This is a genomic window from Arenimonas oryziterrae DSM 21050 = YC6267 (genome assembly GCF_000420545.1).
In the GTDB taxonomy this organism is placed as follows: Bacteria; Pseudomonadota; Gammaproteobacteria; order Xanthomonadales; family Xanthomonadaceae; genus Arenimonas; species Arenimonas oryziterrae.
Window position 1 is genome coordinate 75,951 of sequence record NZ_ATVD01000001.1, and the last position, 13,739, is coordinate 89,689.

Genomic DNA, 13,739 nt, shown 5'->3' on the forward strand with positions numbered 1-13,739 from the left:
GTCGTGCTCGCGACCTGAGCTAGACTCGCGGCACCTCCTGCCAAGGAACACCCGATGAGCCTGCATCGCCTGGTTTCCCGCCGCAACCTCGCCCTGGCGTCGACGTTCGCCCTCGCCTCGCTCTCGCCGCTGAGTTTCGCTGCCGACGCACCCGACCTGGCGCCGGTGCGTGCGCAGCTCGCCGCGCAGCACGATGCCAATGTGCAGCGCCTGCGCGACTGGATCGCGTTGCCGTCGATCGCCGCGGAAAATCTCAACCCGCAGGAAGGCGCCGAGTACATGGCGCAGCTGTTGCGCGATGCCGGCTTCGACCACACCGAGATCATTCCCACCGACGGCAAGCCCGGCGTGTTCGCCACGCTCGATGCCGGTGCGCCGAAAACGCTCGGTGTGTACTTCATGTACGACGTCAAACAGTACGACCCGGCCGAATGGAGTTCGCCGCCGCTGGCCGGGGAACTCGTCGACAAACCCGGCATCGGCAAGGTGATGATGGGCCGCGGTGCGGTGAACCAGAAAGGCCCGGAAATGGCCTTCCTCTCGGCCCTGCATGCGATGCGCGCGGCGGGACGCAAGTTGCCGGTGAACCTGGTGCTGGTGGCCGAGGGCGAAGAGGAAATCGGCTCGGTGCACATCAGCCAGATCGTGCGCACGCCACGCGTGCAGGCCGCACTGGCGAAGACCGAGGGCGTGTTCATGCCGTCGGCTATGCAGGACCTGGACGGCATCATCACCGTCAGCCTCGGTGCGAAAGGCATCGTCGAACTCGAACTCATCGCCAGCGGCGAGGCCTGGGGTCGCGGACCGAGCAAGGACATCCATTCTTCGCTCAAGGCGATGGTGGACAGCCCGGCCTGGCGACTGGTCAAGGCACTGGGCACCCTGGTGTCGGAGGACGGCAACACCATCACCATCGACAACTATCCCGTCGCGCCGCCGATCAGCGCCGAACACCGTGCGATGGTGCTCGCGGCCTCGCCGCAGTCGAGCGATGCCGAGGCCAAGAAGACCTTCGGCGTGCAGCATTGGATCGACGACCTGCCCTATGCCCAGGCGCAGGAGCGCCTGGTCTCGCAGCCGACGGTCAATATCGAAGGCCTGGTGGGCGGCTACACCGGCGCCGGCGGAAAAACCGTGCTGCCGCATCGCGCCGTCGCCAAGATCGACATGCGTCTGGTGCCCGGCATGAAGTTCGACGACGCGGTGGCCGCGCTCAAGGCGCATCTGGCCAAGCGCGGTTATGGCGACATCGAGGTCAAGGTCACCGGTGGCTACAACCCGACGCAGACTGCCGCGAACACCGCGCTGATCCAGTCGGCGCTCGCCGTGCTGCGCGGCCGGGGCATCGAGCCGCTGCTGTGGCCGCGCAATGCTGGCTCGTATCCGGGCTTCGTGTTTACCGATCCGCCGCTGAGCCTGCCGTCCGGGCATTTCGGCCTGGGCTACGGCACGGGTGCGCATGCGCCGAACGAGTTCTTCCTCATCGAATCGGCGAACAAGAATCTCGACGGTTTCGACGGCGCGGCGCTGTCGTACGTGGAATATTTCTACGAGCTGGCCAAGTAGGACCGAACGACGCATGCGAACGTTTGTCTTGAGAGCCCGTGCGGCACCGACCGACAGCCAGAAACTGCTGGCATCGGTCGGTCAGGAAGCCCACGCCGAAATCCTCGCGCATACGCTGATGAACACGATCTTCGTCGCGCAGTCGCACCGCCCCGATGTGACGGTCTATCTGGTGCTGGAAAGCACGCAGGATTTTTCCCGCACGATCCGTTTCGAAGCCAACGCGATGCACGAGATCGGCGGCTTTGACGAGCGCGCCCTGCTGAGCAAGGTCGCCAAGGCCCTCGACGCCTCGCGCGGTATGGGCAAGGAAGAAACCTGCCCCGTGGAATCGGGCGTCACCGTGCGCACGCAGAGTTTCGAAAAACTGGTGCAGGCGCTTGCCGAAGACCACCAGCTATTCGTCATGGACCGCAAAGGCACGTCGATCCGCGAACAGGCCTTCGCCGGCAACCCCTGCTTCCTGCTCACTGACCACATCCCCATGCCGAAAAACACCTTCCACACCCTCGACCGCCTGGGCGCGAAACGCATCACGCTCGGGCCGACGATGCTGTTTGCGTCGCAGTGTGTGGTAGTCATCCACAACGAGCTGGATTTGCGATAGCAAGGAAGCCGTAGTCGCGCTGCGGACCCGCCGCGCGTGGCTCGACACCTCGGCCGCCATCGTGCTGGTCTCGATGGCGCCGGTCTTCATGTCGAAAGGCGAATGCGAGGGTACCTGTTGCGGCATGGATTGGTGTGCGAGCAGTCGGACGCGGGGATCGCGGCCAGGTCCGCTCCCACATCCGATGCTACATGTTGCGGCGGTACTCGCCGCCCACGTCGTACAGCGCGTGGCTGATCTGGCCGAGGCTGTGGGTTTTTACGGCTTCCATGAGGGCGGTGAAGATGTTTTGGCGGGCACGGGCGGTGGATTGGAGGTTGGTTAGGCCGGCCGAGGTGACGGGGCTGCCCTCACCCTGCCCTCTCCCGGGGGGAGAGGGGAGCACGAGGTTGTTGCGGAGCGACTGATAGGTTTTGACGTTGTCGATCTGCTGGTGTTTTTCCGGCTCGGTGCTGCGGATGAGCTCGATCGTCGTGGCGATCTCGCCGCCGTGTTCCTTGGGCAGGAAGGTGTTCACGCCGATCAGCGGCAGGCTGCCGTCGTGCTTCTTGTGCTCGTAGTACAGGCTCTCTTCCTGGATCTTGCCGCGCTGGTACATCGTGTCCATCGCGCCGAGCACGCCGCCGCGTTCGGACAGCGCTTCAAATTCCTTGTAGACCGCTTCTTCGACGATGTCGGTGAGCTTGTCGACGATGAAACTGCCCTGCCAGGGGTTCTCGCAGAAATTCAGGCCCAGTTCCTTGGTGATGATCATCTGGATCGCCACCGCGCGGCGCACGCTCTCTTCCGTCGGCGTGGTGATCGCCTCGTCGTAGGCATTGGTGTGCAGCGAGTTGCAATTGTCGAACAGGGCGTACAGCGCCTGCAGCGTCGTGCGGATGTCGTTGAACTGGATTTCCTGCGCGTGCAGCGAGCGGCCGCTGGTCTGGATGTGGTACTTCATCATCTGGCTGCGCGGATCGGCACCGTAACGCTCGCGCATCGCGCGTGCCCAGATGCGGCGGGCCACGCGACCGATGACCGTGTACTCCGGGTCCATGCCGTTGCTGAAGAAGAAGCTCAGGTTCGGCGCGAAATCGTCGACCTTCATGCCGCGCGCGAGGTAGTACTCGACGATGGTGAAGCCGTTGCTCAGCGTGAAAGCGAGCTGGCTGATCGGGTTCGCGCCGGCCTCGGCGATGTGATAACCGCTGATCGACACCGAATAGAAATTGCGCACCTTGTGGTCGACGAAGAACTGCTGGATGTCGCCCATCATGCGCAGCGCGAATTCGGTCGAGAAGATGCAGGTGTTCTGCGCCTGGTCTTCCTTGAGGATGTCGGCCTGCACGGTGCCGCGCACGGTCGACAGCGTTTCGGCGCGGATCTTCGCGTAGACCTCGGGCTCCAGCAGCTGGTCGCCGGTGATGCCGAGCAGGGCCAGACCGAGACCGTTGTTGGTCGGCGGCAGCTCGCCGTCGTAGGTCGGGGCCTTCTTGCCCTTGAAGAAATCCTTGATCTTCTTCTCGGCCGCGGCCCAGCGCGCGGGCTCGGCCTGGAGATATTTCTCGACCTGCTGATCAACGGCGGTGTTCATGAACATCGCCAGGATCATCGGCGCCGGGCCATTGATCGTCATCGACACCGAGGTCGTCGGCGCGCACAGATCGAAGCCCGAATAGAGCTTCTTCATGTCGTCGAGCGTGGCGATGTTGACGCCGGAGTTGCCGACCTTGCCGTAGATGTCCGGACGCATCGCCGGGTCTTCGCCATAGAGCGTGACCGAGTCGAACGCGGTGGACAGACGCGCGGCCGGCTGGCCGACCGACAGGTAGTGGAAACGGCGATTGGTACGTTCGGGCGTGCCTTCGCCGGCGAACATACGGATCGGATCCTCGCCGACGCGGCGATACGGATACACGCCGCCGGTGTAGGGATATGCGCCCGGCAGGTTTTCCTTCATGAGGAAGGTCAGCAGCTCGCCCCAGCTCTTGTAAGTCGGCGCGGCGATCTTCGGAATCTTCTGATGGCTCAGCGATTCGCGGTAGTTCTCGACCTTGATGGCCTTGCCGCGCACTTCGTATTCGGTGACTTCGTCGGTGATCGACTTCAGGCGCGACGGCCATTCGATCAGCAGATGCACGGCTTCGCTGGTGAGCGCCTTGACGGCGTCCTGGTAGCGCTGGCGCAGCAGCAGCAGCGACCGGTCGATGGGTGCGGCGGGTTCGGCGGCACCGGCCACTGATGTCGGAGTCGAGGCCCCACCGACGCTCGCGTCGAGGCGTTTTTCCCACTGGAACTTGGGCTTGCGACGGTCGCCCTGACCGGTGCGGCGATCGCCAGTGTCCGGATAATGCGTGTCGCTGGTTTCGGCGACGCGGCGTTCGACGGGCGCGAGCGAAGGCGCGATCTGGGCGGGATCGTACAGACCGAGCATCGACGGCAGCTGCGGATCGCCGATGTCCTTGAGCGACTGCCAGTAGGACTGGGCGCGATCGGCGGCTTCGGCTTGCTTTTCGATCGAGCTGTTGATCGCTCGGCCCTGTTCGGCGATTTCCGCGAGGTAACGCGTGCGTGCCCCGGGAATCAGGATCGTCGCGCGCGGCTCCTTCAGCGACGTGTCGAGCACCGGCTTGAAATCACAGCGCAGGTCCGCGCCTACGACGTCGCCGCCGAGACCCAGCTTCTCGCGCAGCAATCGGCAAAGGTTGACGAACATCCAGGTCACGCCCGGATCGTTGAACTGGCTGGCGATGGTCGGATACGCCGGCACGTCCTCGTCCTTGACCATGAAGGCGACGCGGTTGCGCTTCCACTGCTTGCGCACGTCGCGCAGCGCGTCTTCGGCGCCGCGCTTGTCGAACTTGTTGAGCACGATCAGCTCGGCGTAATCGATCATGTCGATCTTTTCGAGCTGGCTGGGCGCACCGAAATCGCTGGTCATGACATAGACTGGGAAATCGACCAGATCGACGATTTCCGAATCGGACTGGCCGATGCCGGCGGTTTCGACGAGCACGAGGTCGTAGCCCTGGCCTTTCAGAAACGCGATGCAGTCCTTGAGCACGACGTTGGTCGCGACATGCTGGCGACGCGTGGCCATCGAGCGCATGAAGATGCGCGGGCTGCGCAGCGAATTCATGCGGATGCGGTCGCCGAGCAAGGCACCGCCGCTGCGGCGACGCGTCGGATCGACCGAGATCACGGCGATGCGCATCTCGGGAAAATGCTGCAGGAAGCGATTCATGATCTCGTCGGTGACCGAGGATTTGCCGGCGCCGCCCGTGCCGGTGAGGCCGACGATCGGCGTCTTGCCGCCGGCGAGCTGCCATTCCTTGCGCAGGGTCGCGAGTTCGTTTTCCTCAATGAGGCCTTCTTCGATTGCGGTGAGCATCTTGCCGACCGAAATCTCGTCGTCCTTGGTCACGCGCGCCGGACGACCGGCGGCGACACGGTGCTTGCGCGTGCGCGCGACGAGATCTTCGATCATCGCGACCAGGCCCATCTGCATGCCGTCGTTCGGGTGATAGATGCGCTCGACGCCGTAGTCCTGCAGTTCCTTGATTTCTTCGGGCGTGATCGTGCCGCCACCGCCGCCGAACACGCGGATGTGCGAGGCGCCGCGTTCCTTGAGCATGTCGACCATGTACTTGAAGTACTCGACGTGGCCGCCCTGGTAGCTCGACAACGCGATGCCGTCGGCGTCTTCCTGCAGCGCGGCGCGCACGACGTCCTCGACCGACCGGTTGTGGCCCAGATGCACGACTTCCACGCCCTGCGCCTGGATCAGGCGACGCATGATGTTGATCGCGGCGTCGTGGCCGTCGAACAGGCTGGCGGCGGTGACGAAACGTAGCGGGCTGCGCTCGTTCTGGGAATCGGAGTCGGCGAGAGTGCTGGCGGGGCTGCTCATGGTGTCGTTGCCCCGGCGAGGGGGACTTGGATGCGGGCAAGTCCCGATTGTAGCGCGCAGGGAAAATGGGAAGCGCCCCTCATCCGGCCTGCGGCCACCTTCTCCCCGTGAACGGGGAGAAGGAGAGGTGTGGCGCAGCAGACGACTCCCTCTCCCCGCGAGGGGAGAGGGCCGGGGTGAGGGGCGCTCCCATCCCATCACCGGTATAGTCGGCGCGGGGGATACTTTTGCGTATGGAAAGAACGGTTCCATCGACCGCTTCTGCCAGGGGACTGGTGCTGCTCTTGGCAGCGCTGTTCGCCGCGCCGCTGTGCGCGCGCTCTGCCGGCCCGATCGATCTCGAACAGATCAGCCAAGTGCCGGCGCAATTGTTCGACGAAGGCAGCGGCCTGCCCGATCTCACCGTGACCGCCGTGGAAACCGCGCCCGACGGCTTCGTCTGGGTCGGCACGATGCGCGGCGTCGCGCGTTTCGACGGGCATCGCATGACCGCGGTGCCCGGTCCCGACAACGCCCTGACGGGCCCGATCCGCGATCTCAAGATCGAACCGACCGGTCAGGTTTGGGTCGCGACCGCGCGCAACGGCGTATATCGCTGGGATGGTCACGACTGGCAGCGCTTCGACGAGAACGTCGGGCTGCCGGCGCAGAACGCGATTCGTCTGCGCGTGTTCGCCGCCGAACAGGGACCGCGATTGTTCGCGACCGGCGCCGGCTTCGTCGCCGAGTGGGACGGCAAGCGCTGGCATCCGCATGCCTTGCCCGACGCGCTCGCGGACGTCGAAATCTTCGACGTGGAACTGCTCGAACAGGACGGTATCCAGACGCTGTGGATTGCCAGTTTCGGTCAGGGCCTGCTGCGTTGTGTGGCGCGCGCGCCGTGCACGTCGGTCACGATGCCGGGACCGGGGCCGCGGTTTTTCGAAGTCAGCTCGCTCGCCAGCGTCGCCGAAACCGATGGCAGCACCAGTCTGTGGGTCGGCAGCTACGGCGGCGGTCTCGCGCGGTTGAATGCCGGCCAATGGACGCGCTTTCATTCCGGCAACACCGCCTTGACCGGCGACTACGTGCTGCGCCTGCAGACCCTGCCGCGCACTGGTAAACGTCCGCAATTGTGGGTCGGCCTGCGCAGCGGCCTGGCGCGCCTGCGCCACGGCGAATTCGAGATGGTCGCGCCGGTCGGGCAATGGGCGAACGGCCGCATCAATTCGCTGTCGGTGACGCGCGACGCGCAGGACAACGCACAATTATGGGTTGGCAGCGACGCCGGCGCGGCGCGCATGCGCCTGCAAGGCAACTGGCGGACGATCAGCCGCGCCGGACAACGCGGCAATGGCGTGTGGTCGGTGCTGTTCGAAGCCGACGGCGCGGGCAACGAGCGTCTGTGGCTGGGCACCGACGGCGAGGGCCTGCTGCGCTACGAAGGCGGCGAATGGCAGCAATACGGGACCGCCGAAGGCCTGCCGACGATGACCGCACGCACCGTGGTGCGCGTGCCCGATGGCAGCGCGCTCGGCCAGTTGTGGGTCGGCACCTGGGACGGACACATCGCGCGTTTCGACGGCGCGCGCTTCCGGGAAATGCCGACGCCGTGGCCGAAATTCGATCGCGAGGCCGTCGGCGTGATCCTGCCGGTGTCCGAGAACGAGGTGTATGTCGGTCTGCGCGCCGGTGGCGTCGCGCACTGGATCGATGGGCAATGGCGGCGTTTCGATCCGGCCGATCCGGTCAATCCCGCGCGCGTGCCCGATCTGCAACTCACCGGCACCGACGGCGACCGCGTGCTGTGGGCGACGACCTATGGCCGCGGCCTGGCGCGACTGCGCGACGGCCAGTGGCGATATTTCTATCGCGACATCGGCTTGCCCGCCGACGATCTGGGCGGCATCACCCTGATGCCCGATGCCAAAGGCCGGCAGATCCTGTGGATCGGCTCGAAAGCCCACGGTGTGCTGCGCATCGACGTCAGCGAGCCCGACGCGCCGCGCATGGTGACCACGCCTGCCCTGCCCGATCCGCCGGATCGCTATGTTTATGGCGTCGAACGCGACGGCGCGGGCGATCTGATCGTGTGCACGAATTACGGCGCGGCGCGCTGGCGGCCGCGCGCAGACGGCAGTTTCGATGCGCTGACCTTCCATCGCAGCGACGGCCTGCCGCACGACGAATGCAACGGCGGCGCACTGACGATCGACTCCCTGGGTCGCGCCTGGATCGGCACGATTGGCGGTGCGGCGGTGTATCTGCCGCGGCCGCCGGGCAGCGAAGGCGCACAGGCGCCGCTGCGCATCGCGCGCGTCACGGCCGATGGTGTCGACCGCACGGCCGATGTGCTCGCCGGGGCGATCCGGCTCAAGGCCGATGCCCGCAGCTTCGACGTGCAATACAGCCTGCTCAACGGCGACCGCGAAGCGCTGACGCGTTATCGCACGCGCCTGGAGCCGGTCGAGGCGCAGCCCGGCGACTGGTCGGATGCGCATAGCCGCTCGTTCACCGGATTGCCGCCGGGCAGCTACGTGCTGCATGTGGAAGCGCGCGATTACGCGGGTGTGCATGCCAAACCGCTGGCGGTGAAATTCGACATTCCGCTGCCGTGGTGGCGCCAACCGCTGGCAGAGGCGGCGTTCGCAATCGTGGCGCTCGGCGCCGGCCTGATCCTGCTGCGCTGGCGCGAGCGGCAGTCGCGCCAACGCGAACAGCAGCTCATCGAACTCGTGCGTCTGCGCACGCACGAACTGGAAACACGCGGCCTGGAACTGCGCCGCATGAACGAGGAACTCACGCGTCTGTCCTACCACGACGCGCTGACCGATCTGGCCAATCGCCGCATGCTGCTCGAACGCCTGCACGGCGAGTGGGAGCTGAGCCAGGCGCGCGGCACCTCCCTCGCCTTCCTGCTTTTCGATCTGGACCAGTTCAAGGCCTACAACGACCATCGCGGCCATCTGGCGGGCGACGATTGCCTGCGCGACCTGGGACACCGCATCGAAGCGGAACTGCGCAAGCCCGAAGACACCGCCGGTCGTTACGGCGGCGAAGAATTTGGCGTGGTCCTGCCCGGCCTGTCACTCGACCAGGCGATGGTGGTGGCCGAGCGCATCCGCCGCGCGGTCGAAACCGCCGGGCTGTCGCATCCGACAACGCCACAGGGCGTGGTCACCATCAGCGTAGGCGTCGCCGCGATGCAGCCGCGCCCCGGCCTGAGTGCGGAACTGTTGATCGCCGCCGCCGACGCCGCGCTCTACCGTGCCAAGCAGACCGGCAAGAATCGCGTCGAAGCCGCGAGCCCCGATCATCCGCGCAACCCGGCCAATTCCTGACGGTGCTCGCTGGTCAGCGCTCCGGGTTCTGGCGCAATCGTTCGATGTCCGCCTGCAATTGCGCGATGACTTGGTCTTTTTCCTTCAAGGCGGCCAAGACATCTTCGGCTTCGAAACGCACGGGGATGTGCTGGGGGCAATTCGCATCCCAGGCGCTGACCTGGAACAGCAGTATCTGCTCAGGTTTTGCCCGATAGCCCTCGGGCATGAGGCGGGCAAGCCAGGCTTCGTCCGCTTCGGCAGTGCGTGCCTGGCCCCATATCTTGACGCGCCGGCGCTGCCGGTAGTCGATCAGGAACAGATGCGCCTTCGGATTCTCCAGCAGATTTCCGCTACTGATGTATTGGCGGTTTCCGACGAAATCGACGAAGGCCAGCGTGTGCTCGTCGAGCACGCGCAGGAACCCCGGTGGACCGCCGCGGTGCTGGATGTAGGGCTGTCCTTCCGCATTGACGGTGGCGAGGAAGCAACTGCGCTGCGCCGCGATGAAGTCGGCGAGCTCCGGCGTGATGCGCGTCTGCCAGGACCCGTTCTGCTCCATCCGCGCATAGGCCGACCGCGAGCCGCGGGCCGTCTGCAGCCCCTTGACGGTCTCCGTGAATGCAATATCGCTGGAAGGAATGTCCGCCGTCATCGCAGGTCACAAACCAAGGTCGCTCAATGACGGCGCGCTGTCGGGGCGCCTGCCCATCGGCCAGCGAAACAAGCGCTCATCCTCGTCGATCGACAGGTCATTGATGCTCGCGAAACGCGTGCGCATCAATCCATCCGCATCGAACTCCCAATTCTCGTTGCCGAAGCTCCGGAACCAGGCGCCCGTCGGGTCCCGCCATTCATAGGCGAAGCGCACGGCAATGCGGTTTTCGCGGAACGACCAGAGTTCCTTGTTCAGGCGATACTCGTGTTCTTGCTGCCACTTGCTGACGAGGAAGGCCTCGATGGCTTCGCGACCTTGCAGGAAAACGTTGCGATTACGCCATCGGCTGTCGAGGGCATACGCCTGGGCCACCCGAACAGGATCGCGGGAATTCCAGCCGTCCTCCGCCAGGCGCACCTTCTGCAAGGCGGAGTCGAGGTCGAAGGGCGGGAGCGGAGGACGATGCATGGCGGTATCCGGTGGTGCCGAAAAGTCGGGTCATGGCCGCTCAGCGGCCGTGCGAGGCACGGCCGGCGAAAGCGATCGACGCAGGCTTCAAGCCGCCTGTCGCAGCGTGACCACGGGGAAGTCGATGTCGGTCTTGGCGACTTCGTTGATGTAATTCGTCCAGGTGTTCAGCGCGACGTGCTGCACGATCTCGATGAGCTGAGCATCGCTGTAGCCGGCGGCTTTCACAGCATCGACATCCCCGGCACTGACCTTGCCGCGTTGCTGCGTGACCTTGGTGGCGAATTGAACGGCCGCAGCAGCCTTCGGATCGTTGGAACTCCCGGCTCGGTTGGCGGCGATCTCGGCGTCGTCGAGCTTGGCCAAGTTCTTCCCGAGGAAAGCATGCGCCGACAGGCAGTACGCGCAGCCGTTGACTTCGGCCACGGCCAGCGCGATGCGTTCGCGGGTCGCGGCGGGCAGGCTGCCTTTTCCGAGGGCGCCGGACATGCCGAGATAGCCTTCCAGTGCGGCGGGACTCAGCGATACGAGGCGGAACAGATTCGGCACGGAACCGATCTGCTGGTTCACGGCCTGCAACAGGGGCTGGGAGGCGGCGGGAGCGGAGGCGATATCGGCGGGAATGGCGATGCGGGACATGACGTTTTCTCTTCGGTGGATGGGCGCTCGGCCCGGTGAAGAGAGCGTATTTAGTTCCACCTGACGAAACTAGCCGGCATATAATGAATCCACCCTTCCATTAAATGGAATATTCTAGATGGACCGACTCGAAGCAATGAGCGTCTTCTTGCAAGCCGTGGAAGGCGGAAGCCTGTCGGCCGCCAGCCGAAAGCTGGATATGCCCCTGGCCACGGTCAGCCGGAAGCTGTCCGACCTCGAAGGCCACCTCAAAGCGCGTCTTCTTAATCGATCCACGCGTCGCCTCACGCTCACCGACGCTGGTCGCGACTATCTGGTCGCCTGCAAACGCATCCTCGAGGACGTCGACGATGCCGAGCGCTCGGCCGCGGGGGAATTCAGCGAGCCACGCGGCGATCTGGTGGTGACCGCGCCGATCGTGTTCGGTCGCCTGCACGTCCTGCCAGTGATCACCGAATTCCTGACTGTTTATCCGCAAGTGGATGTGCGCCTGGTGCTCGGCGACAGGATCGTGCATTTGCAGGAGGAACACGTCGACGTGGCCGTCCGCGTCGGAGCACTCCCGGACAGCCGCCTGGTGGCAACACGCCTCGGCACGACCGCGCGCGTGGTCTGCGCCAGCCCGGACTACCTCGCCGCCCGTGGACTTCCCGCTGCGCCGTCCGACCTGGCAGGTCATCACTGCATCACTTTCGATGCGATGGGTTCGACCGATAGCTGGAGCTTCCTCGTCGATGGCGCCGAGGTCCGCGTTCCGGTGCATTCGCGACTCGGGGTAAACACCGCCGAAGCCGCGATTGACGCGGCCATTGCCCGCGCGGGCGTGACCCGCGTGCTCTCCTACCAGATCAGGGAAGCGCTGGGTCGCGGGCAATTGCAGACCATTCTTCGTGACTTCGAATCCGCGCCGCTGCCGGTGAGCCTGGTGCATGCCGGTCAGCGACGCCTGGCGTTGAAACTGCGCATGTTCCTGGACTTCGCGACACCGCGACTGCGCGAACGCCTTGCCGAAATCCCATGATGCTCAATTCCCCGGGCTGGGTGCCCGGGATCGGCTTCGGATGATCGCTGGCAGATCTCCCTCCTGAGCTAGAGCGTCTCAATCTCCCGATGCATCGGCGCCAGCTTCGCCAGCAGCTTGTTCTGCGCCGCGAACGGAATCTTGCGTTTGTTCATCGCGATTTGCAGATCCTCGACCAGCGCATTGAAGCTGCCACGATCGATACCCAGATTCGCGTGCGAGCTTTTCATGTCGCGACCCGTGTACGTGCACGGGCCGCCGAGAATCACGCAGAACTGCTCGACCAAGTGCTTCTTGATGCCCGCCTGATCGGCGTTCTCGAAAAATGGTCGCGTGCGCTCGTCGGCGAGCAACAACACCATGAACTCGTCCATCAGCGCGACCAACCCCGCTTCCTCCCCGAACTGCCGGTAGACCGGCAATAGCGCAGGATCGGCCTTCGCCGGGTCGGCCGCCGTCGGGTCGCGCATCGGCAGCGTTGACGCGGGCGTGGCCGGCGTCGCCGGAGTTTCCTCAGTCGCATCGTCTTCGGCGATGACTTCCTCTTCCGGCGCTGCCTGCGTGGCCGGCGTCGGTGTTTGCTGCGCCTGCACCGGGGCGATCGCCGCGAGGGCGAACGCCAGACCGAGTAGCAGGCCGATCGATTTGTTGTTCATGCACCTCTCCTTAGAAACCGACCTGCAGCGAGGCATAAAAACCGCGCTGGTTGTCCTTGATGACGATGTTGCCGAGATCGGCGTAGGCCAAGGTCAGCGACACATTCTTGTTCGGGGCGTAGGCGACGAATAGGTCGTACCAGTCGTCTTCCTTGGCGATGCCGAGGTTGTCGGGCTTCATGCGGTACTCGGCGCCGATCGCGACCTTGCGGCTGAGCAGCCACGCCGCCGACAGTTCCAGTTGCGGCTTGTAGCTGTCGTTGCGGTCGCCGCCAAAGCCGAGGATGCCGATCTGGTTGGCCTTGGTGAAGCGCAGCGTGCCGTTGAGCAGCAGCCCCTGCCCCAGGTACAGCTTGGTGGCCGACACGTACAGATCGGTGCCGGAATCGCTCTCGGCGCCGATGAAGGCGAGCACGCCGCTGCGATTGTTTTTTTTGTACTGCAGACCGACCGAGATCTGCGGCATCGCACTGTCGCTGTCGAGTACGGCTTCGCCGGCGACGCGCACTTTCACGCCGAGCACGTTCTGCTGGAAGGTGTAACCCTGGCCCAGGCCGAGCGCAGCGCCGACGTCCTCGGTGTCGAATCGTTGCTGGGCCAGGCTGATTTCGACGCGGTCGCGGATGCCGATCATTGCGCCGTAGTCGTCGAGATGGTAATCGCCGACCGTGACGCGCGTGTAGAACGCGTTCGCGCCGATCTGGTCGCGCGTACCGTTGCCGCCGATCACGGCCCAGGGCGTCAAACCGCCACCGGCCGCGCCTTCGAGCTGACTGACGCCGCCGGTGAGCAGCAATTTGCCGCTGGTGCCGACGCCGATGTCTTCTTCGGACGCCGCGTCCTGCGCGAATGCAGGCAGCGACAGCGCGCACAGGGCGAGAAACAGCGAGGCGCGACGCGGGCGCGTCGCGCGATCAGAGCGATGCGACATCG

At 65.1% G+C, this 13,739-nt stretch carries 10 protein-coding genes; 4 read left to right on the forward strand and 6 right to left on the reverse strand.

From position 1 onward, the window contains the following. Positions 1 to 54: 54 nt before the first annotated feature. Entirely contained in the window at positions 55 to 1,566 is a 1,512-nt protein-coding gene (locus tag G467_RS0100330; protein WP_022967740.1) for a M20/M25/M40 family metallo-hydrolase, read from the forward strand. 13 nt (positions 1,567 to 1,579) lie between these two features. Next, positions 1,580 to 2,173, forward strand: a complete 594-nt coding sequence (gene trmY, locus G467_RS0100335; protein WP_022967741.1) for a tRNA (pseudouridine(54)-N(1))-methyltransferase TrmY — start codon at positions 1,580 to 1,582, stop codon at positions 2,171 to 2,173. Between the two features lie 187 nt (positions 2,174 to 2,360). On the opposite strand, the gene G467_RS0100340 is transcribed toward trmY, so the two are convergent. After that, a complete protein-coding gene (locus tag G467_RS0100340) occupies positions 2,361 to 6,065 on the reverse strand; it encodes a methylmalonyl-CoA mutase family protein (protein ID WP_022967742.1) in 3,705 nt (1,234 codons plus the stop codon). Between the two features lie 275 nt (positions 6,066 to 6,340). Between G467_RS0100340 and G467_RS0100345 the strand changes: the two genes are divergently transcribed. Next, positions 6,341 to 9,385 (forward strand): diguanylate cyclase, encoded by a 3,045-nt coding sequence (locus G467_RS0100345; protein ID WP_022967743.1) that lies wholly within the window; start codon positions 6,341 to 6,343, stop codon positions 9,383 to 9,385. 13 nt (positions 9,386 to 9,398) lie between these two features. Here the strand turns inward: G467_RS0100345 and G467_RS0100350 are convergent, their stop codons facing one another. The 3 genes from G467_RS0100350 to G467_RS0100360 all read right to left on the reverse strand — a co-directional run bounded on the left by G467_RS0100350 (position 9,399) and on the right by G467_RS0100360 (position 11,129). Next, positions 9,399 to 10,019 carry a pyridoxamine 5'-phosphate oxidase family protein gene (locus tag G467_RS0100350; protein ID WP_022967744.1) on the reverse strand — a complete coding sequence of 207 codons (621 nt, stop codon included), beginning with the start codon at positions 10,017 to 10,019 and terminating at the stop codon, positions 9,399 to 9,401. A gap of 6 nt (positions 10,020 to 10,025) precedes the next feature. After that, positions 10,026 to 10,490 (reverse strand): nuclear transport factor 2 family protein, encoded by a 465-nt coding sequence (locus G467_RS0100355; protein WP_022967745.1) that lies wholly within the window; start codon positions 10,488 to 10,490, stop codon positions 10,026 to 10,028. A gap of 87 nt (positions 10,491 to 10,577) precedes the next feature. Continuing rightward, positions 10,578 to 11,129 (reverse strand): carboxymuconolactone decarboxylase family protein, encoded by a 552-nt coding sequence (locus G467_RS0100360; protein ID WP_022967746.1) that lies wholly within the window; start codon positions 11,127 to 11,129, stop codon positions 10,578 to 10,580. Between the two features lie 136 nt (positions 11,130 to 11,265). On the opposite strand from G467_RS0100360, the gene G467_RS0100365 reads away from it, so the two are divergent. After that, entirely contained in the window at positions 11,266 to 12,150 is an 885-nt protein-coding gene (locus G467_RS0100365) for a LysR family transcriptional regulator (protein WP_211214039.1), read from the forward strand. A 68-nt stretch (positions 12,151 to 12,218) separates the two neighbouring features. Here G467_RS0100365 and G467_RS0100370 read toward each other — a convergent pair whose 3' ends face one another. Both G467_RS0100370 and G467_RS0100375 read right to left on the reverse strand, forming a co-directional pair. Further along, positions 12,219 to 12,806, reverse strand: a complete 588-nt coding sequence (locus tag G467_RS0100370; RefSeq protein ID WP_022967748.1) for a group I truncated hemoglobin — start codon at positions 12,804 to 12,806, stop codon at positions 12,219 to 12,221. 10 nt (positions 12,807 to 12,816) lie between these two features. Next, positions 12,817 to 13,737, reverse strand: a complete 921-nt coding sequence (locus G467_RS0100375; RefSeq protein WP_022967749.1) for a DUF3034 family protein — start codon at positions 13,735 to 13,737, stop codon at positions 12,817 to 12,819. Between the last annotated feature and the right edge of the window lie 2 nt (positions 13,738 to 13,739).

What these genes read in the sequence shown, in the direction of transcription:
- G467_RS0100330 (WP_022967740.1), top strand. Translation starts at nt 55, where the DNA reads ATGAGCCTGCATCGCCTGGTTTCCCGCCGCAACCTCGCCCTGGCGTCG.
- G467_RS0100340 (WP_022967742.1), bottom strand. Translation starts at nt 6,065, where the DNA reads ATGAGCAGCCCCGCCAGCACTCTCGCCGACTCCGATTCCCAGAACGAG.
- G467_RS0100355 (WP_022967745.1), bottom strand. Translation starts at nt 10,490, where the DNA reads ATGCATCGTCCTCCGCTCCCGCCCTTCGACCTCGACTCCGCCTTGCAG.
- trmY (WP_022967741.1), top strand. Translation starts at nt 1,580, where the DNA reads ATGCGAACGTTTGTCTTGAGAGCCCGTGCGGCACCGACCGACAGCCAG.
- G467_RS0100350 (WP_022967744.1), bottom strand. Translation starts at nt 10,019, where the DNA reads ATGACGGCGGACATTCCTTCCAGCGATATTGCATTCACGGAGACCGTC.
- G467_RS0100370 (WP_022967748.1), bottom strand. Translation starts at nt 12,806, where the DNA reads ATGAACAACAAATCGATCGGCCTGCTACTCGGTCTGGCGTTCGCCCTC.
- G467_RS0100360 (WP_022967746.1), bottom strand. Translation starts at nt 11,129, where the DNA reads ATGTCCCGCATCGCCATTCCCGCCGATATCGCCTCCGCTCCCGCCGCC.
- G467_RS0100375 (WP_022967749.1), bottom strand. Translation starts at nt 13,737, where the DNA reads ATGTCGCATCGCTCTGATCGCGCGACGCGCCCGCGTCGCGCCTCGCTG.
- G467_RS0100365 (WP_211214039.1), top strand. Translation starts at nt 11,266, where the DNA reads ATGAGCGTCTTCTTGCAAGCCGTGGAAGGCGGAAGCCTGTCGGCCGCC.